The organism is Hungatella sp. L36 (assembly GCF_014288035.1).
In genome coordinates this window covers 195,332-219,429 of the sequence record NZ_JACOPC010000005.1, presented here as the reverse complement: position 1 = coordinate 219,429, position 24,098 = coordinate 195,332, and the positions used below count along the sequence as shown (strand labels likewise).

At 50.8% G+C, this 24,098-nt stretch carries 19 protein-coding genes; 13 read left to right on the top strand and 6 right to left on the bottom strand.

The features are described 5' to 3' along the window. Nucleotides 1-116: 116 nt before the first annotated feature. The 11 genes from H8S80_RS14625 (at nucleotide 117) to H8S80_RS14575 (ending at nucleotide 14,777) form a co-directional block, all read left to right on the top strand. On the top strand, nucleotides 117-830 hold the full coding sequence (locus H8S80_RS14625; RefSeq protein WP_117631888.1) for a LytR/AlgR family response regulator transcription factor: 714 nt from the start codon (nucleotides 117-119) through the stop codon (nucleotides 828-830). A gap of 323 nt (nucleotides 831-1,153) precedes the next feature. Next, the gene (locus H8S80_RS14620; protein WP_002602499.1) at nucleotides 1,154-1,978 is read left to right on the top strand and encodes a YdcF family protein; all 825 of its coding nucleotides are present in this window, start codon (nucleotides 1,154-1,156) and stop codon (nucleotides 1,976-1,978) included. 324 nt (nucleotides 1,979-2,302) lie between these two features. Next, nucleotides 2,303-5,227: an insulinase family protein gene (locus H8S80_RS14615; RefSeq protein ID WP_117632100.1), complete on the top strand. Its 2,925-nt coding sequence runs from the start codon at nucleotides 2,303-2,305 to the stop codon at nucleotides 5,225-5,227. A 62-nt stretch (nucleotides 5,228-5,289) separates the two neighbouring features. Then, entirely contained in the window at nucleotides 5,290-6,195 is a 906-nt protein-coding gene (era, locus tag H8S80_RS14610; RefSeq protein ID WP_117631892.1) for a GTPase Era, read from the top strand. 15 nt (nucleotides 6,196-6,210) lie between these two features. Next, nucleotides 6,211-6,873, top strand: coding sequence for a DNA repair protein RecO (recO, locus tag H8S80_RS14605; protein WP_029466872.1), 663 nt, complete (start codon nucleotides 6,211-6,213; stop codon nucleotides 6,871-6,873). 556 nt (nucleotides 6,874-7,429) lie between these two features. Then, entirely contained in the window at nucleotides 7,430-8,194 is a 765-nt protein-coding gene (locus H8S80_RS34275; RefSeq protein ID WP_243010358.1) for an ATP-binding protein, read from the top strand. A 73-nt stretch (nucleotides 8,195-8,267) separates the two neighbouring features. Beyond that, complete coding sequence (locus H8S80_RS14595; protein WP_002602504.1) at nucleotides 8,268-8,894, top strand: hypothetical protein; 627 nt, start codon at nucleotides 8,268-8,270, stop codon at nucleotides 8,892-8,894. Between the two features lie 43 nt (nucleotides 8,895-8,937). Next, the gene (locus tag H8S80_RS14590; RefSeq protein ID WP_002602505.1) at nucleotides 8,938-10,326 is read left to right on the top strand and encodes a glycine--tRNA ligase; all 1,389 of its coding nucleotides are present in this window, start codon (nucleotides 8,938-8,940) and stop codon (nucleotides 10,324-10,326) included. Nucleotides 10,327-10,426: 100 nt separating this feature from the next. Beyond that, on the top strand, nucleotides 10,427-11,320 hold the full coding sequence (locus tag H8S80_RS14585) for a MurR/RpiR family transcriptional regulator (protein WP_002602506.1): 894 nt from the start codon (nucleotides 10,427-10,429) through the stop codon (nucleotides 11,318-11,320). Nucleotides 11,321-11,481: 161 nt separating this feature from the next. Continuing rightward, nucleotides 11,482-13,359 carry a beta-glucoside-specific PTS transporter subunit IIABC gene (locus H8S80_RS14580; RefSeq protein ID WP_117631896.1) on the top strand — a complete coding sequence of 626 codons (1,878 nt, stop codon included), beginning with the start codon at nucleotides 11,482-11,484 and terminating at the stop codon, nucleotides 13,357-13,359. An 11-nt stretch (nucleotides 13,360-13,370) separates the two neighbouring features. Beyond that, nucleotides 13,371-14,777 (top strand): glycoside hydrolase family 1 protein, encoded by a 1,407-nt coding sequence (locus H8S80_RS14575; RefSeq protein ID WP_117631898.1) that lies wholly within the window; start codon nucleotides 13,371-13,373, stop codon nucleotides 14,775-14,777. A gap of 29 nt (nucleotides 14,778-14,806) precedes the next feature. Here H8S80_RS14575 and H8S80_RS14570 read toward each other — a convergent pair whose 3' ends face one another. The 5 genes from H8S80_RS14570 to H8S80_RS14550 all read right to left on the bottom strand — a co-directional run bounded on the left by H8S80_RS14570 (nucleotide 14,807) and on the right by H8S80_RS14550 (nucleotide 20,374). Beyond that, entirely contained in the window at nucleotides 14,807-15,334 is a 528-nt protein-coding gene (locus H8S80_RS14570) for a Fic family protein (protein WP_117631900.1), read from the bottom strand. Between the two features lie 160 nt (nucleotides 15,335-15,494). After that, nucleotides 15,495-16,448: an ABC transporter permease gene (locus tag H8S80_RS14565; RefSeq protein ID WP_029466867.1), complete on the bottom strand. Its 954-nt coding sequence runs from the start codon at nucleotides 16,446-16,448 to the stop codon at nucleotides 15,495-15,497. Then, the gene (locus H8S80_RS14560; protein WP_025531635.1) at nucleotides 16,445-17,554 is read right to left on the bottom strand and encodes an ABC transporter permease; all 1,110 of its coding nucleotides are present in this window, start codon (nucleotides 17,552-17,554) and stop codon (nucleotides 16,445-16,447) included. The genes H8S80_RS14565 and H8S80_RS14560 overlap by 4 nt, the downstream gene beginning before the upstream one ends. Then, nucleotides 17,551-19,089 (bottom strand): ABC transporter ATP-binding protein, encoded by a 1,539-nt coding sequence (locus H8S80_RS14555; RefSeq protein WP_002602512.1) that lies wholly within the window; start codon nucleotides 19,087-19,089, stop codon nucleotides 17,551-17,553. The genes H8S80_RS14560 and H8S80_RS14555 overlap by 4 nt, the downstream gene beginning before the upstream one ends. A 100-nt stretch (nucleotides 19,090-19,189) precedes the next feature. Next, nucleotides 19,190-20,374: a BMP family lipoprotein gene (locus H8S80_RS14550; protein WP_002602513.1), complete on the bottom strand. Its 1,185-nt coding sequence runs from the start codon at nucleotides 20,372-20,374 to the stop codon at nucleotides 19,190-19,192. Nucleotides 20,375-20,553: 179 nt separating this feature from the next. Between H8S80_RS14550 and H8S80_RS14545 the strand changes: the two genes are divergently transcribed. Next, the gene (locus tag H8S80_RS14545; RefSeq protein ID WP_117631902.1) at nucleotides 20,554-21,897 is read left to right on the top strand and encodes an MATE family efflux transporter; all 1,344 of its coding nucleotides are present in this window, start codon (nucleotides 20,554-20,556) and stop codon (nucleotides 21,895-21,897) included. Here the strand turns inward: H8S80_RS14545 and H8S80_RS14540 are convergent. Next, complete coding sequence (locus H8S80_RS14540) at nucleotides 21,875-23,257, bottom strand: B12-binding domain-containing radical SAM protein (protein WP_117631904.1); 1,383 nt, start codon at nucleotides 23,255-23,257, stop codon at nucleotides 21,875-21,877. The two genes, H8S80_RS14545 and H8S80_RS14540, sit on opposite strands and share 23 nt — an antisense overlap. A 79-nt stretch (nucleotides 23,258-23,336) precedes the next feature. Here H8S80_RS14540 and H8S80_RS14535 point away from each other — a divergent pair, with 79 nt between their 5' ends. After that, the gene (locus H8S80_RS14535) at nucleotides 23,337-24,017 is read left to right on the top strand and encodes a hypothetical protein (RefSeq protein ID WP_117631906.1); all 681 of its coding nucleotides are present in this window, start codon (nucleotides 23,337-23,339) and stop codon (nucleotides 24,015-24,017) included. Nucleotides 24,018-24,098: the final 81 nt, after the last annotated feature.

Below are 24,098 nucleotides of genomic sequence, written 5' to 3'. Positions count from 1 at the left end.
ATTTTTAAAGAAATATTATAAAAATATGTTTAAAACAAGTGAATAAAATATGTTTTAAACGATAAAACAAAGGAATTTGATAAGACCTGAAAACGGACAGGTATGGAGGGGCAGCTATGCAGGTGGCAATTTGCGATGATGATGTGACAGACCGCGTAAAGGTCGGGGAGTTGCTGGCACAAAAGATGAGGAAACGGGGAGAATCGTTGGAGATCACCTATTTTGACTGTGGAGAGGATTTGGTGGATCAGTTTGAGAGCGGAGAAGGGCGTTACGACCTGATATTTTTGGATATTTATATGAAATTTATGAATGGTATGGAGGCGGCACGGCAGATTCGGCGCTGGGACCAGCGGGTTGCACTTATATTTCTCACAGCCAGTCGGGAGTTTGCCGTTGAGGGGTATTCTGTCGGTGCCAGCGGCTATCTGCTCAAACCGGTCGAGCAGGAAACGTTTGAGGAAGCCCTCAACCGGTTCTTTGCAGAACGCTATCCCAGGCTGCGTAGGAGCCTTCTGGTGGTCAACGGAAGCGCAGGCAGACGAATTGCCTATGATGATATCATGTATATTGAAAGCCGGAGGATGAATGTACGGATAGTGTGCTGCCATGGTACAGAGCATTCAATACGGAAGAAACTGGATGAAGTGCAGGAAGAACTGTCCGGCTGCCGGTTTTTAAGATGCAACAGGAGTTATATAGTCAACATGGATTACATTACTGATGCCGATGAAGATTTTACAATGGAAAACGGGGACAGGATTCCGATTAAGGTGAGGGAGAAGAAGCAGATTAGAAAGCGGTATTTTGACTATATGATGAAAAATTGAAAAGGATTTTTCTGTTAATGGAGCCTGGAGCTACAGGCTCCATTGAATTAAAAGAGGGCTGTGACATAACTATGGAAATGGCCGGAGGAATCTATGCAGCCGTCCGTAAATAAAAGAAGGACTGAAACTGGAGAGAAGTATTTTGCCGGGTTCGGTCCTTTTACTTTTCTGGTCTCTTACAATCAATTCTTTTTGCAGGAAGCCGAACATGATACTGCTTTTTCTTGTGGAAAATCTTCGGTTATGGTATACTATGAGCACTTAGTGAGGTATTCCACGAACTTAGCGGGTTCTGAACTCTGATGGAAGCGGAGGTTTCAATCATGACATGGATTTTATGGCTTTTGGCGGCTGCCTGTGTCATATACTATGTAGTTATCGTCATTTATTCAGGTTTTACCACTTCATTTTCCTTTATCTGGATGGTATTTGCAGCAGCCTGTCTGCTGCTGGCGCTGGGCTGGGAATACTATATGAAGCATAAGGACCGGGTGCCGCTCTGGCTGCCCGTGTCGGTTATCACATTCTGCTGCACGGGGATTCTGGTGTTTTCCATGGTAGAGATCCTGATCTTTACCGGTGTGGCCAGCCGGGATACGTCGCATCTCGACTATCTTATCGTGCTGGGAGCCAGAGTAAAAGAAGACGGGCTCAGCAAATCGTTAAAGAGCCGTCTCGATAAAGCGATCGATTATCTGGAGGAGAATCCGGGAACCGTGCTCGTACTCTCCGGCGGGCAGGGCGAGGATGAGCCGGTCAGCGAAGCGGCTGCGATGCGGGACTATCTCCTGTTTAACGGTGTGAACGAGCGTCAGCTGATTCTGGAGACGCGTTCCTTCAGTACTGTGGAGAATATTGCCTACAGCAGAGTCGCGATCGAGGAAGATCAGTTGAGGAGAAAAGCGCATCATGCCAGGTCAGACATCTCGATGGATCCGGGAACCTATGAGGTGATCGAGGATAAGCCCTTGAAGATTGGCGTTCTGACCAGTGATTATCATGTGTTCCGAGCGGAGCAGATTGCAAAAAAGTGGGGAATACCGGATATTTATGGAGTTTCCTGTGAAACCGACCCGGTGCTTTTGGTACATTTTTGCGTACGGGAATGCGCGGCGATATTAAAAGATAAACTGGTAGGCAACATGTAATTATGGAAATATGAACAGAAGAGTATGTAATTTGTACCGGGCGGAAGCACCGGCTGCCGCAGGCGGGGATATTTCCCCGCTGTTTTGCTACAGTTAAGGGGTGCACACCGCCCGTCATTTTATACAATAAGGATGGAAAAAAATGGTAATATGTCTGCAGAACGCCATATTTCCATTCTGTTGTAGAACCGCCCTACTTGTGGTATGCTATATTGGACTGGAAAAGTAAAGTTCCGTTCTTCTTTTACACATAATAATGAAAACGCCAGAGAATGGGCAAGATGGTAATAAAGAGAAAATGTTAAGGAAGGAATGAAGAAATATATGAGACAGTTAGAAAATTTGGCAGCCTATGAGGTTGTGGAAGAAAGACAGTTGGATGAGATGAAAGCCACAGGAACCGTGCTGCGCCACAAGAAAAGCGGAGCGCGGATTTTTGCTGTATCATGTGACGATGAGAATAAGGTATTTTCCATTGGATTCCGCACGCCTCCGGAGGACAGCACCGGCGTGGCGCATATTCTGGAGCACAGCACCTTATGCGGTTCTGAGAAGTTTCCGGTAAAGGATCCGTTTGTGGAGCTGGTAAAGGGATCCTTAAACACGTTTTTAAATGCCATGACGTATCCCGATAAGACGGTTTATCCTGTGGCGAGCTGCAATGAAAAGGACTTCCAGAACCTGATGGATGTCTATATGGATGCCGTTTTTAATCCCAATATTTATAAGGAACCGAATATTTTCATGCAGGAGGGCTGGCATTACGAGCTGGAGAGTCCCGAAGCAGATTTAATCTATAACGGCGTCGTCTATAATGAGATGAAGGGGGCGTTTTCCTCCCCGGAGGAGGTCCTGGACCGTTATACGAGAAAGGTTCTGTTCCCGGATAACTGCTATGGGCAGGAATCGGGCGGAGATCCCGCGTTTATTCCGGATCTGACGTACGATCAGTTCCTGAATTTTCATAAGAGATATTACCATCCCTCCAACAGCTATATCTATCTGTACGGTGACATGGATATGGCAGAGAAGCTGGAATGGCTGAATGACCAGTATCTCTCCAAATACGATATCGCTGAGATCGACTCCAGGATTCTGCCGCAGGAGCCGTTTGACCGGCCGGTGGAGGAAGAGACCCATTACTCCATTACTGACGGAGAGTCCGAGGAGCAGGCCACCTATCTTTCCATCAATACCGTGGTTGGCAATGACTTGGATCCGCAGCTTTACGTGGCGTTCCAGGTTCTGGAATACACCCTTTTGGATGCGCCGGGAGCACCGCTTAAGCAGGCGCTCATCGATGCCGGAATCGGCCAGGATATTCTGGGCGGATATCAGAACGGCATCCTTCAGCCCTATTTCTCCGTAATCGCAAAGAATGCGGATAAGGAGCAGAAAGGGGAGTTCCTCGCAGTAGTAAAGGGAACACTCCGCAAGCTGGCCGATCAGGGAATCAACAAAAAGAGCTTAAAGGCCGGATTGAATTTCTATGAATTCCGTTACCGCGAGGCAGACTACGGTTCCGCGCCCAAAGGGCTGATGTACGGCCTTCAGTGCATGGACAGCTGGCTCTATGACGGAGATCCGATGATGCACCTGACCTATCAGAAGACCTTCAGTTATTTGAAAACTGTGGTGGATGAGGGCTATTTCGAGCAGCTGATCCGTGATTATCTGCTGGATAATCCGTTTGAAGCCGTATTGGTGGTCAGCCCGGAGAAGAATCTGACGGCTAAGGAAGACGAGAAGACGGCCAGACGCCTGGCTGCCTACAAGGCCTCGCTTTCGGAGGAAGAGATCGATGCTCTCGTCGAGCAGACCAGGGCGCTTAGGGAGTACCAGGAGACGCCGTCTTTGCAGGAGGAATTAAAGAAGATTCCCATGCTTTCCAGAGAGGATATCGGCAGAGAGCCGGAGGAGATTATCTGGGAAGAGAAAGAGGTCGAAGGCGTGAAGGTGATTCATCACGAGATGTTTACCTCGGGCATCGGCTATCTGAAACTGCTGTTTGACACCTCCCGTGTGCCGGAAGAAGACTTATGTTATGTCGGCCTGCTCAAATCCGTGCTGGGATTCGTAGACACGGAGCATTACACGTATGGGGATCTGACGAGTGAGATCCATTTAAACAGCGGCGGCATTAATTTAAGTGTTACGTCCTATCCGAATTTAAAGAACAGCGCTGATTTCAAAGGCGTATTTATCGCCAGCGTCAGAGTGCTGTATGACAAGCTGGACTTCGGTTTCTCCATTCTCGGTGAGATTCTGAAGAATTCCATTCTGGACGATGAGAAACGGCTGGGAGAGGTAATCAGTGAGACCAGATCCAGAGGCAGGATGAAGCTGGAGGGAGCATGCCATTCGGCGGCTGTAGCCAGAGCAACCTCCTATTTCTCACCGACCTCCTATTATAATGACAACACCGGAGGAATCGGATATTACCAGTTCCTGGAGCAGTTAGACCGGGATTACGCGGATCGCAAGAAGGAGATTATCGCCAGATTAAAGCAGGTGATGGAGCGCCTTTTTACCGTGGAAAACCTGCTGGTCAGCTACACGGCTGATGAGGAAGGCTTCCGGCAGCTTCCCGCGGCGCTTCGGAAATTAAAGGAAATGCTTCCGGAAGGCAGCAAAGAGACGTATCCATTTGCGTTTCCTGCCGGCAACCGGAACGAAGGCTTTAAGACGGCCTCCCAGGTCAATTACGTGGCCAGATGCGGCACCTTTGCCGGAAGCGGATACGGCTATACAGGCGCGCTGCGCATCTTAAAGGTCATCTTAAGCTATGATTACCTGTGGATCAATTTAAGGGTAAAGGGCGGCGCCTACGGCTGTATGAGCGGCTTCGGACGTTCCGGTGAAGGGTATTTGACCTCCTACCGCGACCCGAACTTAAAAGAGACGAATGAGATCTATGAGGGCATTGTGGAGTATCTGGAGCATTTCGAAGTGGATGACCGTGACATGACGAAGTATGTCATCGGCACCATCAGCGATATGGACGTACCGTATCCGCCTTCTACGAAGGGAAGCCGCGGCCTGTCCGCATACTTGTCCGGCGTGGATGAGGGTATGATGCAGCAGGAGCGGGACGAGATATTAAATGCAACAAAGGACGATATCCGTGCGCTGGCGCCGATCGTGAAGGCGGTCCTTGCCACCGGAAGCTTATGCGTGATCGGCAACGAGGAGAAGATAGAAGCGAATAAGGCGCTGTTCCACGAGACAGAGACCTTGTTCCACTCATAAAGATGAGCCGTCTGAACTGTTGCAAAAGAATGAAAACTGACATCGACTACGAAGGAGAACGAATGGACAATCAATATAAATCGGGTTTTGTAACAATGATCGGACGCCCCAATGTGGGAAAATCTACGCTGATGAACCATCTGATCGGCCAGAAGATCGCCATCACATCAGATAAGCCCCAGACCACCAGAAACCGCATTCAGACCGTCTTTACGGACGAGAGGGGACAAATCATCTTTCTGGACACTCCGGGGATCCACAAGGCCAAGAACAAGCTTGGCGAGTATATGGTGAGTGTGGCGGAGCATACCCTGAAGGAAGTGGACGTGGTGCTGTGGCTGGTGGAGCCGACCACGTTTATCGGAGCTGGAGAGCGTCATATCGCGGAGCAGCTTCAGAACGTGAAGACACCGGTGATCCTGGTTATCAACAAGATCGACACCATAAAGAATCAGGACGAGATTCTGGAATTTATCTCCGCCTACAAGGATGTATGCAGCTTTGCGGAGATCGTTCCGGTATCGGCGCTGAAGGATAAAAACACGGATCTGATGCTGGATTTGATCTACAAATATCTGCCCTGCGGACCTCAGTACTACGATGAGGACACCGTTACGGACCAGCCCATGCGCCAGATCGCTGCGGAGCTGATCCGTGAAAAAGCGCTGCGGCTGCTGAGTGACGAGATTCCCCACGGAATTGCCGTCACCATCGAGAAGATGACAGAGCGGAAAAACGGCATGATGGACATCGAGGCCACGATTATCTGTGAGCGCGACTCCCACAAGGGAATCATTATAGGCAAGGGCGGCGCCATGTTAAAGAGAATCGGCAGCGCGGCGCGCCGGGAGATCGAGGATCTGATGGACACCCAGGTGAACTTACAGATCTGGGTCAAGGTCCGGAAGGAATGGCGTGACAGCGAACTGTATATGAAAAACTACGGATACAATGAAAAAGAAATTTAGAAACGGGTGATCGAAGTGAGAGAGGCTGTCAGGCTTACAGGGATGGTGTTAAAGGCCGTTCCGTCCGGGGAGATGGACAAACGTCTGGTGATCCTTACGAAGGAGCGCGGTAAAATCACGGCGTTTGCCAGGGGCGCCAGAAGGCCGGGCAGCATGCTCATGGCCTGCGGCCGTCCCTTTGCCTTCGGGCAGTTTACGTTATATGAAGGGCGGGATGCCTATTCCCTGCAGTCGGCGGAAATCTCCAATTACTTTGATGAGCTTTCCACGGACGTGGAGGGAACGTGCTACGGCTCCTATTTCCTGGAGTTTACGGACTACTACACAAGGGAGAATATGGACGGTACGGCCATGCTGAAACTGCTATACCAGTCGGTGAGGGCCCTTTTAAAGCCGGCGGTTCCCAATGAGCTGGTCCGGCGCGTGTACGAACTGAAGGCCATGGCCATCAACGGGGAGTACACGGAGAAGCCCCCCAGAGAGGTCAGCGACTCGGCCAATTACGCATGGGAATTCGTCGTGCTGTCGCCGATCGAGCATCTCTATACCTTTGCGCTGACCGACGCCGTCTCCCAGGAATTTGGGCGGTGCGTGGAGATTAATAAGAAGCGCTTTATCGACCGGGAATTTCATTCCCTGGAAATTCTGGAGGCGATGACGGGGCGGCGGCCTCTGTGAAAAGTGCTGTCTGATCTATTGGAAAGGTATGGCGGAGGGACTCGGCTGTGCCTTTTCTTTAAAAAGAAAAGGGGAATGCGGGTGAATATAAAAGAACTGATAGGTGAGACAAATGTTTATGATAAAAAGCAGGATAGACCCAATCCCCAAGTTTGATCTGGTTATTCAAACTGTAGACAATAAAGAAATTATCATTCTGGAAATCAGCAGAGGACTGGAGACTCCTTATTATTATGTGAGTGAAGGGACCCGCACTGCGTATCAGCGGGTGGGAAATGAGAGTATACCGGTTGATGCCAGGGGTCTTAAGGAACTGATATTACGGGGAATTGATTCTACTTATGACAGCAGCATTTCACGATACGAATTTGAAAATTATTCGTTTACTAAACTGAAGGCGGCCTATAAACAAAGAACTGGAGAAAACTTTGACGAGGACGATTTTATTTCTTTTGGCATTGTTTCGGAGGATGGAAAATTGACAAATGCCGGGGCATTGCTGGCGGATGAATCCCCGATCAGACACTCTCGCTTATTCTGTACGAGATGGAACGGAGTGGATAAAGCGGCAGGAACTATGGATGCGCTGGATGATAAGGAATTTACAGGAAGTCTGGTGGTGCTCCTGGAAAATGGGCTGGACTTTGTAAGGACTAATTCAAAAGTGAAATGGAAAAAGACTGGGGAAGAGAGAATTGAACTGCCGGACTATCCAAGAAGAAGTGTTTTGGAGGGACTGGTAAACGCATTGATTCATCGCCAGTATTTGGATTTGGGGAGTGAAGTACACATTGATATTTTTGATGACCGGCTGGAAATTTACTCGCCGGGTGGAATGTGCGATGGTTCGTTTATACAGGAGCGGGATATTAATAAAATTCCATCAAAGCGCAGAAATCCGGTTATTGCAGATATTTTTAACCGTTTGAAGTATATGGAAAGAAGAGGAAGTGGATTTAAGAAAATCCAAAGTGTATATCAGTCTCAATATTTATATACGGATAGGCTGAGTCCCCAATTTTATTCAGATAAAGAAAATTTTATTCTGACGTTGAAGAATCTTAATTATGAAGGAGCCGAAAAAGGAGCCGAAAAAGGAGCCGAAAAAGGAGCCGAAAAAATGAAGATTCAAAAAATGGAGGAGCGAAAAGAAAAAATACTGTCATTGATAAAAGCAAATCCCAGTATCACACAGGGTGAAATTATGGAAAAATTAAATCTGTCCAGAAAGCAGGTACAAAGTTTAATGAAATTATTAAACAATCAGGGACAGATCCGAAGGATTGGCTCTAACAGGAATGGTTATTGGGAGGTTTCTTGACTATAAACTATTGAAATGACGGAATGCATTTGGTATAATGCTTTCATATGCGCCAAATGCAGGAGGATGATGAATGAAAAAAATGAAAGCGGTCCTGGCGGTTCTCATCACAGCGGGGATACTCGCCGGATGTGCCGGAAGAGGGGGAACAAGTACCTTTGAGCCTAAGAGCAGCGGCATTTTCGTGACGGATGCGGGAACATTTTCGACGGCTACCGTTGAGACGTATGACAACCAGGATTATTATAATGAAGAGGAATGGAAGAACTTCCTTGAAGAAAACGTGGCGGCGTATAACGCGGAACACGGAGAGGGAGCGGTTACCTTACAGACATGCAGTTTAAAGGAAGGCACTGCCAGCATGATCTTTGATTATGCGACAGGAAGCGACTTAGCCCAGTTTACGGCCCTTTATGAGGACACAGCCAACCAGGTGAACTCCATCGATATCATTCCCGTGGCTCAGGCCCTGGAAGAAGCGGGGGCGGCCGGAACGATCTTTGTTAAGACGGCGGACGGCAAGACGGCATCTACGGATGAGATCGCAAAGAAGACCGATTACCACGTCGTAGCCGTGGACGGCGGACCGATAAAGCTTCAGACAGAAGGAAAGATTATGTACACCTCCGACGGAGTAAAATTAAACAGCAGCTTCATCGCAGAGATCTCCGAAGGAAAGAATTACATCATATTCAAATAAAGAATCCGGATTGGATGGAATAAAAGAAGAGAGGTTTGAGGACATGGAAAAGACAATGGAAAAAATTGTAGCGCTGGCAAAATCGAGAGGATTCGTTTATCCGGGTTCTGAGATTTACGGCGGCCTTGCGAATACCTGGGATTACGGCAACTTAGGTGTGGAGCTGAAGAACAATGTAAAGAAGGCATGGTGGCAGAAATTTGTCCAGGAAAGCCCGTACAACGTGGGCGTGGACTGTGCGATCTTAATGAACTCACAGACCTGGGTGGCATCCGGCCATTTAGGCGGCTTCTCCGATCCTTTAATGGACTGCAAGGCCTGCAAGGAGCGTTTCCGCGCAGATAAGCTGATTGAGGATTACATGGCCGAGCACGGCATCACGATCGAAGGCTCTGTAGATGCCTGGTCTCAGGAAGAGATGAAAAAGTACATCGATGACAACAATATCTGCTGCCCCAGCTGCGGAAAGCATGATTTCACTGACATCCGCCAGTTCAACTTAATGTTTAAGACCTTCCAGGGCGTTACGGAAGACGCTAAGAATACAGTATACTTAAGACCTGAGACAGCACAGGGAATCTTTGTAAACTTTAAGAACGTTCAGAGAACCTCCAGAAAGAAAATTCCGTTCGGCATCGGACAGGTCGGTAAATCCTTCCGTAACGAGATTACGCCGGGCAACTTTACCTTCCGTACCAGAGAGTTTGAGCAGATGGAGCTGGAATTCTTCTGTGAGCCGGGCACCGACTTAGAGTGGTTCTCCTACTGGAAACAGTTCTGTATCGACTGGCTGAAGGCGCTGGGCATGAAGGAAGACGAGATGCGCGCCCGTGACCACGCTCCGGAAGAGCTCTGCTTCTACAGCAAGGCTACCACGGACATCGAGTTCCTGTTCCCATTTGGCTGGGGCGAGCTTTGGGGTGTTGCGGACAGAACGGATTACGACTTGACGCAGCATCAGAACACATCCGGCCAGGATATGTCCTATTTTGATGATGAGAAGAAAGAAAAATATATTCCATACGTAATCGAGCCGTCTCTCGGCGCCGACCGTGTGACACTGGCATTCTTATGTTCAGCGTACGATGAGGAAGAGATCGGCGAGGGCGATGTGCGTACCGTTCTCCATTTCCACCCGGCTATTGCGCCGGTGAAGATCGGTGTGCTTCCGCTTTCCAAGAAGCTGAACGAGGGTGCAGAGAAGGTTTACTCCGAGCTTTCCAAGTATTACAACTGTGAATTCGACGACAGAGGCAACATCGGCAAGCGTTACAGAAGACAGGATGAGATCGGAACTCCGTTCTGTGTAACGTACGACTTCGATTCCGAGGAAGATCATGCAGTTACGGTTCGTGACCGCGATACCATGGAGCAGGTGAGAGTTCCGATCACCGAACTGAAGAACTACTTTGAGGATAAATTCCGTTTTTAACGTGGATTCCTTGTGACTGAGCCGGGCCGACCGTCTCCGGATAAGAATACAGATCCGGGGCGGCCGGCCTTTTCTCTTTACTTTCGGAGGGAGTGATCGGATGATTCTTGAAAAATTAAAACGCATGGAGGACTTTACCCACCAGGAGCAGGCGGTGGCGCGGTACATCCTGGACCACGTGGAGGAAATCCAGCAGATGTCCACCGAGGAACTGGCCAGGGTATCCTATACCAGCAAGGCCACGGTGGTCCGGCTGTGCAAAAAGCTGGAGGTGGAGGGCTATCAGGAGCTGAAATTAAAGCTGGTCTCGGAGATGGTGCAGAACATAAGGGTCAATCAGCTCCTGAGCAAGGAGCCGATCACGGAGAAGAGCACGTTTCCGGATATCATCCACACGCTGCCGAAGCTGTACGACAAGGCCATCACCGACACGGAGCTGTGCATGGACAGAAACGTCATGATCCGCATCTGCAACCGGATAAAGGCGGCGGACCGGATCGATATCTATGGCAGCGGGATCAGCTATATCCTGGCTCAGTCGGCGGCGTTTAAGTTTGCCACTCTCGGAATGGAGTGCGCGGCGTACGAGAGCGTCAACGCTCATTATCTGTCCGCGGGAAAAAAGAAGAAAACGGTGTCCTTCGTTATCACATTTACCGGGGCCAACAAGAACATGATCGAAACCGCCCGGTATTTGAAGGAGACGACGGAGACGTACGTCGTGGGAATCGTAGGCCGTCACAACGAGGAGATCCGCAAATGGTGCCACGAGATCGTGGAAATCCCCTCCAGGGACTCCCTGCTCAGCTTAAAGGTGATCACCTCCTTTACGGCCACCACCTATGTCCTGGATATCTTCTTTTCCATGCTCCTGGCCCAGACGTATGAAAAGCATGTGAAGTCCTCTCTCGAGATGGTTTGCCATGAGACGCTCCGGATCGGTGTGGACTACTGGAATCTGAAGGAACCGCCGGAGGACGGGGGAAACTCTTGATGAAAGGCACGATAAGAATCTGTTTTGAACCGCTGTTTCAAAAAAACAGCGGTTTTTTTGATGATTTTTGAAACGGCGAACCATTTCCCGTTTTCCGTAGTGAAGAAATGGGTATGATGTGTTACGATGAGTCCATCAAAAGAAAAGAGGGGACCGAGTAAATGGATTATAAAAAACTTGCAGAAGAAATCCTTATAAAAATCGGCGGAGAAGAAAATATCTCCGGGCTTACCCACTGTGCCACCAGACTCCGTTTTAATTTAAAGGACGAGGGAAAGGCGCAGACGGAGGCCTTAAAGAAAGTGAACGGCGTCATGGGCGTCATCAGCAAAGGCGGCCAGTATCAGGTCGTAATCGGCAGCGACGTGGCCAGCGTATACAAGCCGCTGACGGAGATGTGCGAGCACACGGCGGAAGACGAGAGCGGATCAGGGAAAGAAAAGAAGGACGACAGGAAGATCGTAGCGCGGATGGTGGACACACTTTCCGGCATTTTCACACCGATTCTTCCGGCCATCACCGCGGCCGGTATGATCAAGGCGATCCTGGCGCTTTTAACGGCGTTCAGCCTCGTGGACAAGACGGGCACCACCTACCAGACCCTGAATTTTATGGCGGACGCGGCGTTCTATTTCCTGCCGATTCTGCTGGCAAATTCCGCGGCTAAAAAGTTCAAATGCAATCCTTACCTGGCGATGATGCTGGGCGGTATGCTGCTCCATCCGGATTTTATCAATATGGTGGCGGCCTCGAAGGAGAGCGGGGAAGCGATCCGAATCTTCCTGCTTCCAATCACCAATGCGGGATATTCATCCTCCGTACTTCCGATTATCCTGATCGTATGGTTCATGTCCTATGTAGAGCCGATCGCAGACCGGATTTCTCCGAAACCTGTGAAATTCTTTACAAAGCCTCTGATCACAGCCATCGTGACGGGAATCGTGGGCCTGGTGGTCATCGGACCGATCGGGACCATTATCAGCAACTTAATCGCCTCCGGCGTACACAGCTTAAACAATTACTGCAGCTGGCTGGTACCGGCCCTGGTAGGTGCATTTACACCGCTTTTAGTCATGACAGGAACCCATTACGGACTGATCCCTATCGGCATCAACAACCGTATGACCATGGGCTACGATACCCTGATCTATCCGGGTATGCTTGGCTCCAATGTGGCGCAGGGCGGCGCGGCTCTGGCGGTAGCATTCAAGAGCAAAAAATCTGAGATCAAGCAGCTGGCCTCCTCGGCCGGAATCACGGCAGTCTGCGGAATTACAGAGCCTGCACTTTACGGTATCAACATCCGCTTCAAGACACCGCTGTACGCAGCCATGATCGGCGGCGGTGTGGGCGGCTTTCTGATGGGAATCTTAAATGTTAAGAACTATTCAGGCGGTTCCCCGGGATTTTTGACACTGCCCAGCTATTTAGGCGGCGACACACTCACCAGCTTTTACTTTGCCTGTGCAGGCGCGGCGGTCAGTGTCGTGATTGCGTTCATCATTTCTTATGTACTGTATAAGGATCCGCAGGACGAGGACGGCAAAACGAGTGCCAAAGACCAGCCTCAGGCTTCCTCAAATACGAAGACGGTTTTGGTTGCTGCTCCGCTTACCGGCGAGGCCGTATCTCTGGAAAGAGTCAATGATCCCACATTTGCGGAAGGCATTCTGGGAAAAGGCATTGCGATACAGCCGTCGGAGGGGCGCGTGGTATCTCCGGTGAACGGAACCATTGCCACGATCTTTGAAACCGGCCACGCCATGGGGCTTGTGTCGGAGGACGGGGCGGAGATTCTGATCCACGTGGGCCTGGACACGGTAAATTTAAAGGGAAAACATTTTCATGTAAAAATGAAGTCCGGCGACACGGTAAAAGTTGGAGACTGCATTCTGGAATTTGATTTAGAAGCGATAAAAGCAGAAGGATACGATGTGATCACACCTGTCATCATATCCAATCATTTTAACTACAGTTTTGTCGACGCGGCGGCTGAAGGCCATGTGAAGACGGGAGAACCGCTTTTGAGGCTGCATTGATGGAGGGACGAATGATGACATTTCCGGAAAACTTTTTATGGGGCGGCGCGGTTTCCGCCAATCAGTGTGAGGGAGCGTATAACGAAGACGGGAAAGGTCTTTCTGTCCAGGATGTTCTTCCCCACGGCCTGCGGGGAGAGCGGACGGAGGGTCCCACCGCAGATAATCTGAAGCTGGAAGCGATCGATTTCTATCACAGCTACGAAGAAGACATCCGTCTCTTTGCAGAGATGGGATTCAAGGTGTTCCGAACCTCCATCGCCTGGTCGAGAATCTTTCCGGAGGGAGACGAGGAGACGCCCAATGAGAAAGGGCTGGAATTTTATGACCGCCTGTTTGACGAATGCTTAAAATACGGGATAGAACCGCTGGTTACCATATCCCATTATGAGACTCCGCTGGGGCTGGCGGAAAAGTACGACGGCTGGAGAAGCCGGAAGCTGATCGGATTTTTCGAACGGTACTGCCGCACCATTTTCACCAGATATAAGGATAAGGTGAAGTACTGGCTGACCTTTAACGAGATCAATTCCCTACTTCACGCCCCGTTTATGAGCGGGGGCATTAAGACGCCGGCGGAACAGCTGACGGAACAGGATTTGTACCAGGCCATGCACCACGAGCTGGTAGCCAGCGCCATGGCTGTAAAGCTGGGCCATGAGCTGATGCCCGGTGCGAAGATCGGCTGTATGATTCTGGGAATTACGGTCTATCCCCTGACTCCCGATCCGGACGATATCATTGCGACCATGGAAAAAGACAGGGAAACGCTCCTGTTCGCAGATATTCACGCCCGCGGAACGTATCCGAAGTATCTCTTAAACTATTTTAAGGCTCATGGAATTGAGATCCGTATGGAGCCGGAGGATCAGAAAATCCTGAAAAACACAGTGGATTTCATCTCCTTCAGCTACTATTCCAGCGTCTGCGCAACCACGCATACAGAGCTGGGCGAGCCGACCGGCGGCAACTTGTCAAAGGGATATAAGAATCCGTATTTAAAGGCCACCGCCTGGGGCTGGCAGATCGATCCCAAGGGGCTTCGCTACACGCTGAACCGCCTCTATGACAGGTATCAGCTTCCGCTGTTTATCGTGGAAAACGGCATCGGCGCCGAGGATCAGCTGGTGACTCTGGAAAATGGGGAAAAGACGGTGCTCGACGACTACCGGATCGACTACCTGCGGCAGCATCTGATCCAGGTGCGCGAAGCCATATGCGACGGCGTGGAGATCATGGGCTATACCTCCTGGGGCTGTATCGACCTGGTGAGCGCCTCCACGGCCGAGATGAGAAAACGGTACGGCTACATCTACGTGGACCGGAATGATGACGGCACCGGAAGCCTGAAGCGGTACCGCAAGAAGTCGTTCTGGTGGTATCGGGACGTGATCGCAGGCAACGGTGCCAGTTTATAGATCATAGAATGGTGATTTGGTCTGCTTTATCAGAGGGGCTGTGAATCGAACTTCTTCCCCTCGTCCAGTATACACTCGGCAATCAGGCGGGAGAATGGCTCCATGTCGTACTCTTTTCTGGAAATGGTGAGCGCCTGCTGATACGCTTCCCGGCGTTCGGTACCGATGGTGATGGGGCGGTAGCCCTCGGAAACCAGTATCCGGTTCATGAGAAGAAACGCGGTCTCTTCATTGGCGCTGGTAAAGGGCTGAATATCGATCAGCCGTTTGCCGGCCATAGCCGCCAGCTCAATGGGATGGAGCGAGGATTTCGACGAACGGATCTGATCGGCTAAATGGCCGGTCAGCCTCGGGACGTCCTCCGGATGTGGCGGCTGGTATCCATAATCATCAATGGCCGACATACCGGTACGGTAGGAATCCGCTGGTGTCGTGCCGCCGCCTGTCAGTACTGTTCTGTGAAGCTCTTTTATGGTGTCTTCCGTAATGGTTATATCCTGATGGCGGCTGGTTTTCAATTGATCCGCCTGCTGTAAAAGTTCCTTTAATGGTGTCATGATAAATTCCTCCTTCGTGTATTATACCACAGAGAAAGAAAAGGGTGCAACGGGGGAGCACAATGATTCCGGTATGGACAAAGGAAGAAGTCCTCCCAGCCACGGCTGCGTCTGAAAGCGCCATGGCTGGGAGGACTTCTTTGATTTCTGTATAATCCGTTTATCTCTGTCCCTTGTCGTAAGGCACGCCCTCCGCCTTCGGAGCCTGGGAGTTCTTCGATGTGAATACCAGCACGATCAATGTGATGATATACGGCACCATCTTGTAAAAATAGCTGGGTATTCCGAGGCTGCTTAAGAACGGAATTCCGGAGTAGGCGGCGGCCACTGCCTTCATCAGTCCGAAGAACAGGGAGGCCAGCATGATTTTCACCGGTTTCCACTGGCCGAAGATCAGGACGGCCAAAGCCAGGAAGCCGTATCCGGCGACATCGGCGTTAAAGTTGGTGGAGGTCGGAACGACGAATACCAGTCCGCCTAAGCCTCCGAGAGCTCCTGAGATCAGGACGCCCGCGTACTGCATATGGTAGACGTTGATGCCCGCCGCGTCGGCCGCCTGGGGATGCTCGCCGCAGGAGCGCAGGCGCAGTCCAAACCGCGTCTTGTAGAGCACGACGGTGGAGAGCACGAAGATTGCGATACCGATGTAGGTGGTAATGTAGGCGTTCTGGAACAGCAGTGGTCCGATAAACGGTATTCTGCCGAGTATGGGAACCGAGGTGATCCGGAAGGTATTGGTAAACTGTACCTGCTGTACGCCCTGAATGACGCGGGCCACGAAGATGGCGAACGCGGGGGCGAACATGTTTAAGGCGGTACCGCTGATAACCTGGTTCGCCTTCATATTGATGGAGGCGTATCCATGGAACAGGGAGAAGAACATGCCCGTCGCCATGGAGATTAAGACTGCCAGAATCAGCTGCATCTGGCCGCTCATGGTGCCTCCCGTGAAATGGATAAACAGGATCCCGGTAAATGCGCCCATGGTCATGATTCCTTCCAGCGCGATATTGATGATACCGCTCCGTTCCGAGAACATGGCGCCCAGAGCCACGATCATAAGAGGAATCATGAAATACATGGTCTGCTGAAAGATAAAATAAATAACACTCATGCGTCTCCTCCCCCTTTCGTCTGTGCCTCTTCTTTTTCATGGCGCGCCTTCTGCACCTTTCCGATCAGCATCTTTACCATGAGGGCAAAGGCGCTGAAGTAGATGATAACCGCGACAATGATATCAATGATTTCCGTTGAAAATTCAAACAGCTGCAGATAAAATCCGCCCGCCGTTAAGTAAGCGATAAAGATGCCGGAGAACAGTACCCCGATCGGATTGCTTAAGCCCAGCAGGGCGACGGAGATACCGGTAAAGCCTTCGGAAGCCAGAACATCCTTGATCTCGATGTGCTTTCCGGTTCCGGCCAGATAGAGGAGGCCGCCGGCCAGTCCGGCGATGGCGCCAGCGATCATCATGGACATGATGATGCTTTTCTTCTCATTGATGCCGGCGTACTTGCTGGCATCGCGGTTGAAGCCAACCGCCTTCAGCTCATAACCGAAGGTAGTCTTGTTTAACAGCAGGTAAATCAGGATAACGACGATAATGGCGATGATGATGCCTCCGTTGACGCTGGAGCCGGGGAAAATCTTATCCAGTCCCATCTTCGGGATATTTGCGGTAGCCGCCACGTTTCTCGATTCATTTCTCAGATTGTTAAACAGGGGCTTGCTGCTCTTTACGGTCCAGTTGACGAGATACATGCCGATGTAGTTCATCATGATGGAGGCGATAACCTCATTGACGTTATAGTATGCCTTTAAGAGGCCGGGAACGAGTCCCCACACGGCGCCCGTGACGACGCTGGCCAGCAGCGCCACAAGCCAGTGCGCCGGCCCCAGGGAGGTCCACAGGATCCCTACGTAGACGGCTCCGAAGCCGCCCATGATGAACTGGCCCGGCGTCCCGATGTTGAAGAGTCCCGTCTTAAAGGCGAAACCAACGGAGAGACCGGTTAAAATGATGGGGGTCGCATAGTAGAATACCTGTCCGATGCCCTTGGCCCCGTGAGTAAATGCACCCGTCAGGATGGTTGCAAACCCCGGCAGTGCCTGGGACGGATTACAGAGAAACAGGATGATCAGGCCGACGATCAGTCCCAGCACGATGGCAAAGATGGAAGACAGGATGCCATTGTAATCCCGCGGTTGTTTCTGTTTCATGAGTTGCCACCTTCTTTCTTCGAACCGGCCATGTAAAGGCCTAATTCCTGTACTGTAACCTTCTTGGGATCTAAATCAGCCACAATGGAGCCCTCAAACATGACGAGAATCCTGTCGCTTAAGTTCATGACCTCGTCCAGCTCCAGCGATACCAGCAGAATCGCGGCTCCCGCGTCACGCTGCTTGATTAACTCCCTGTGGATATATTCAATGGCGCCCACGTCGAGACCTCTCGTGGGCTGTACGGCCAGCAGAATGTCGTGATCTCTGGAAACCTCTCTGGCCACGATCGCCTTCTGCTGGTTGCCGCCGGACATGCTTCTGGCGCTGGTGTAAGCCCCCTCACTGCTTCGGATGTCGTAATTTTCAATCAGCTTATCCGAATAGTCGTAGATGCTGTCATTCTTTAAGAAGGAATACTTCTGGAAGTCCTTCTCAAAGTACTGCTGGAGCACCAGGTTGTAGCCCAGATTATAGTCAAGCACAAGTCCGTGTTTGTGGCGGTCCTCCGGGATATGGGAGAGACCGTGGGTGTTTTTATAGCGGATGCTCTTTTTCGTCACATCCTCGCCGTTTAACAGGACGGTTCCCTCACTCATCTCGGCCAGTCCGGTGATGGCGTGGATCAGCTCTGTCTGGCCGTTTCCGTCGATACCGGCGACACAGACGATCTCACCCTTCCGGACCTGGAAGGTGACATTGCTTACCAGATTCTTCGTGTGGCCCTCTTTGGTGGCCTTGACGGACAGATTCTTTACCTCCAGCACCACGTCCTTGGGGGTGGCGGGGCCTTTTTCCACGGTCAGATTCACCTTGCGGCCTACCATCATCTCGGACATTTCTTCCGGCGTGGTGTCCTTTACCTCTACGGTTCCGATATATTTTCCACGGCGCAGGACCGTGCACCGGTCGGCAACCGCCTTGATTTCGTTAAGCTTATGCGTGATAAAGAGGATGGATTTCCCCTCCTTCACCAGATCCCTCATGATCTGCATCAGTTCGTCGATTTCCTGAGGCGTTAAGACGGCCGTGGGCTCATCGAAGATCATGATCTCATTGTCGCGGTAAAGCATCTTCAGAATCTCGACTCTCTGCTGCATGCCGACCGTGATGTCGGAGATGAGCGCGTCGGGATCGATGGTGAGCTGGTATTTCTCACTCAAATCCATGATTTTTTTCCGTGCGTCGTCCATTTTCAAAAAGCCGTGTTTCGTGGTCTCCATGCCGAGGACGATATTCTGGAGAACCGTAAAATTATGTACCAGTTTGAAATGCTGATGTACCATGCCGATGCCCAGCGCGTTGGCATCCAGCGGCCCGGTAATCTTTTCTTCTTTTCCTCTGACTTTAATGACGCCCGCTTCCGGCTGATAGAGGCCGAACAGCACGCTCATGAGCGTCGATTTCCCTGCGCCGTTTTCGCCGAGAAGGGCGTGAATCTCACCCTTTTTCAGCTGCAGAGTGATGTTGTCGTTGGCGATGATGCCGGGAAATTCCTTCGTAATATTCAGCATCTCGATAATATAATCATCCATGAGAACCCCCTTGCAGTGCAAAAAAGGAGATGCCGTAAGATACCCGTCTTCAGTTGTGACTGGGGAATCAAACGACATCTCCTTTCTTATGTAGACTCGATTATTCTACGAAGTTGATAGTTGTCTTTTCAAGCTTTAAGTCCTTGGTCGGATCGTTGTTGTCTTCAGACGGCTGTACGAGAGTGATCTTGCCATCCTTTAACTGGGCATAGACCGCGTCGTAATCTGCCTGTGTGAATTTCGTAAACTTGGAGGTCTCCATCGGAAGGCCGATGCCGTCGTTCTTCGCGGAGAAGATACTGGTCTTGCCGCCCGGGAAGCTGCCTGCATAGAAATCTCTTACGCCGTCGTAAACAGATACGGAAAGCTGTTTCATAGCGGAGGTGACCACGGTGTCGGATTCGTAACTCTGGTCAACGTCAACGCCGATTACCTTGGCGCTCTTTTCTTCTGCTGCCGCCATAACGGAGTTTCCAACTGCGCCGCCGCATCCGAAGATGACTTCCGTGCCGTTCTGATACCAGGATGCAGCCATGGACTGCGCTTCCGGTGTCGCGGCAAATGCGCCTGTGTAGTTGTACATAATCTCGATGCCGTCCACGCCCATCTCATTGGCCGCGTAGTCAGCGCCTTCTGCAAAGCCGTAGCCGTAACGGATTACGGCCGGAACTGCCATACCGCCTAAGAATCCCAGCTTGGTATAGCCGTCTTTTACTGCCGCATAGCCTGCGAGGAAACCAGGCTCATCTTCCTGGAACAGAATCGGCATCACATTGGCTTCGGTTCTGTATTCCGAGTAGTCGCCGCTGTGAGGCTCGCCATCCAGAAGAATGAAATGTACGTCCTTGTACTGGTCCTGTGCCAGATAAACAGGCTCTTCAAATAAGAATCCAGGGCATACGACCAGTTTTGCACCGCCTTCAATTGCCAGACCGATGGTCTCTAAATAAGAGTCCGTCGTTCCTTCCTGAGGCTGGTAGTACTTGTAGGAAATACCGTTTTCTTCCGCGTATTTCTTCATGCCTTCCCATGCGCCCTGGTTGAAGGATTTGTCGTCGATAGTACCGAGGTCGGTAACAAGAGCCAGTTCATAACCATCGGAAGTTTCCGATTTTACTGCGGTATCGGCTGTCGTCTCGGCCTCTGTCGCTTTGGCTTCAGCGGCAGTCGTCGTCTCAGCGGGAGCGGCTGTCGTGCTGCCCGAACCGGAATTCGAAGAACCGCATGCGCTTAAGGATGCAGCCATCATGACCGCCAGTGTTACTGCTAATGCTCTCTTTTTCATAATACGTAATTCCTCCTATCGTTTTGAAAGATTGTTATTAGAGCTAATTCTACTTTACCATATTTTGGTAACAGAAACAATGTAAAGTAGGGCAATTTTACAGAATTATTATAAAGTAGCTTGTTATTTAAAGAAAAAATGGTAAACTGATAAAGGATTTAAACAGAAGGAGGAATATTGTGCAGAAACTAAATCTCTTGGAAGAGCCGGTACAAAAGCTGTTTATCAAGTATCTGATGCCGTCCATCAGTGCTACACTGGTTACTTCTATTTATATTTTGGCCGATACGCTGATGATCGGCCGGGGCGTGGGGCCTGTGGGAATCGCGGCCTTAAACCTGCTGCTTCCCTTATTCAGCCTGTTCTTTGGAACGGGCATGCTCTTCGGCGTCGGAGGCGGCGTTCTCCTCTCAATCTCGAAGGGACGCCGGGACGAGCAGGCGGCAAAGGAGTATTTTACGGTGGCACTCTGGCTGGCCGTGGCCTTTGCGGTCTTTTACATTGCAGGCGGTCACCTGCTTTTTAAGCCTGTGACGGAATTTCTGGGCAGAAATGATACCATGGGCAATTATGTCGACGAGTACGGCCGCGTTCTGGTTACGGGCGCTCCGGTCTTCCTGTTTTCGGCCTTTTTACAGGCATTTGTCAGGAACGACAGGGCGCCGAAGGTATCCATGGTGGCGGTCGTGTCCGGCGGTGTGACCAATGTGGTACTGGATTATATTTTTATATTTCCAATGAAAATGGGAATGGCCGGGGCAGCGATCGCCTCGGTGATCGGTTCCCTCCTGACGGTTGGAATCCTGCTGACCCATCTTTCCTCCCCGGACAACACGCTGAAGGTGGTGGCCCGCCCCGAGTGGAAGAAGGCGTGGGAGGTCGTGGTCAACGGATTTGCCAGCTTCCTGCTGGAGATGTGCAACGGCGTGGTGACCTTTTTATTCAACCGCCAGCTCCTTGTCTACGTGGGCGATTTGGGGGTGGTCGTGTACGGAATTATCTCCAACAGCGCGCTGATCGTGGCATCCATCAGCAACGGCATCTCCCAGGCCGTACAGCCGATACTCGCCACCAATTACGGTGCAGGCAGAAAGTCCAGATTAAAAGAGACGCGCCATATGGGAGAGATGGCAGTGACCATATCGGGCATTCTGTTTACGGGAATCGGCCTTCTTCTGCCGGCCCTGGTGACCGCGGCCTTCGTGAAGCCGACGGCGGAGATCCTGGCCATGTCGGTTCCGGCCGTGCGGATCTATTTCCTGTCATTCTTCGCCATGGGCTTTAATATCCTGTACGGCACCTATTTCCAGTCCGTGATGAAGCCGGGATACTCCCTGTTCATCTGCATGATGAGGGGGATGGTGATAAACGGAATTCTCGTGTTCCTTCTGCCGGTCGCTTTCGGCGTTACCGGAATCTGGTCCGTCATGCCTGTGACGGAATTTGTAACGCTGATCATCTGCCGGTTTCTGCTGGCAGGCCAGAATAAAAAACTGCCGTCTACCGGCGTGTCCGGTGCTTAAAGCTGTCTGTAAAGAGCAGCTTCAGAAAAATATTCTTATAGTCTTCTAATCGCAGAAAGCTGTATATCCCGGCTTTCTGCGCAATTCGGAACAAATCCATAACGAGAAGATAGTATTCAAAATAAAAATGGAAGCGGCTCATGCATTCCGGTTTGACCACCAGATGCATGAAGTCCCATTTTTCACAGTTCTCCGTGGTCAGTCTGTCCCGGTATTCGTTAAACAGCGCCGTGCCCGGTATGGGCGTGAAAATGGAGACTCCCGTATAGGTAATCCGGTGCGTGTGGATAAAACGCCGCATATTCCGGAAATCCTCTTTCTTGAAACGGCTGTCGATGATGAAGAGCCCCACCAGATGAATGCTGTATTTTTGAAGCATCCGGATGGTCTTAATGTTGAGAGACTGGGAGGAATGCTTCTGATAGGAGTCCAGAAAGCTGTCGGAAACCGCCTCCAGGCCGACCATGATGTAACGGAAGCCGGCCTCCGCCAGTTCCCGGATCAAGTCCTCATGAACGGCGATAAAATCCGAGCGTCCGTAGCAGATAAAGGTCTTCTTGATATTCCGCTCCCGGAGCAGCCGCATAAATTCTTTCAGCCTCGGAACATCGTACAGGAAGTCGTCATCGGCGATCTGGATATTGCCGCAGGGGATGGTCTCCAGCTCCTCGATGATCTTTTCCAAGTCCCGCTGGCAGTAGGTGCCGCAGTTGAGCTCCCGGCCATAGCAGAAGGCACAGTGGTAGGGACAGGAAGATGAGGTCTTTAAAAGGGCTACAGGGGAGACGTCTAAGTAGCGGTAGTGGTCCTGATAGGTGGAAAAGGCACTTCGGTCGGGGATTGGGAGTTTGTTTAAATCAAACGGTTTCATGGGATTTTTGTGCCAGCCCCCATTCTCCGGATAACAAAGTCCGTCAATCACAGACAGCTCCGGCGGATAAAAACCATTTTCCGGCGGAATGAGCCCCTCCGCCTTCAGTGCCTCCGCAACCGCATAGATATTGTCGGAACGGCATATGTAGGACACGGCGGGATCGAAGAAACGCTCCGGGTTCAGCTGGGCATGGGAGCCGCCGATGATGGTGACGCAGCCGGGGCGCAGCGCCTTCGCACGCCGGGCGTAGGAGAGCATTAATTTTTCCTGCGTGATATAGCCGGTGACGGCCACCGCGTCGGGGGTGTATTCATTAAAAATTTCATCAAAGCTGCGCCTGTCGAAGGAGGCTTCATAGATCATGCTTTCCACATTATATTCCTTCAGCATGGCTTTTATATACTCCAGTTCCAGCGGCTCCGTCTTAAGAGCCATATCCAGGCTGAAGCCGTTGTCTGCGGCCTCCGGTTTTACCAGCAGTATCATACCATCCCTCCTTCCAATTGCGCTGTCCTCTGATCAAATTATATGGTAGAATAGGGAAAAAGGCAAGAAAGGAACTCCGATGGAATACATCTATATTCTTCTGCTCTACCTCCCCTCCGGCTTCGGCCGCCTGACACAGCGGGCGACGGGCTACCAGTACACCCATGCGGCGGTGTCGCTGGACGATACGTACACCCATTTTTATGCATTTTCCAGGCTCCGGGCAAAGACGCCTCCCATCTCCGGATATATTGAGGAGAAGAGGATCTATTATACGCTGGGGGAGGATGTGCCCATTTACACGAAGATTTTCCGGGTGCCGGTCACCAAAGAGGGATACCGGAACGCTATCCGATACATGGAAGACGTGAAAAATGATCCCGAGATCATGTACAATTTAATCCATATGCTTCTGATCCCGGTCTTCGGAGGTCATTCGCTCTATAAGGCGTTTCACTGCGGCGAGTTTGTCGCGAAGGTTCTGGAGGCGGCGGGAATCAAACTCCACCAGCCTTATTACCGTTATACGCCAAAGCTGTTTTCCGAACTGCTGGAGCCGTATTTCTTATACGAGGGAACTCTGGATAATTCCAGCCGCGACGGAATGGAGGACGACTTTTTCCGGGAAACGCCGAAAAAGGAATACCTTGCAAAAACGCTGTATATTATAAAGGAACTGCTTTTCCGCCAGGTCTTTCACCGCGCCTCCGGACACTTCCGTCCTGAAAAGGTGCGTTTTCGTGTCACGGACAAAGTGTGAGATTATATAAGAGGAAGAAATGGGATATCTGATAATAGCAGGGACATGTCAGATAATGGAAAATCGTATATACGAATAAAA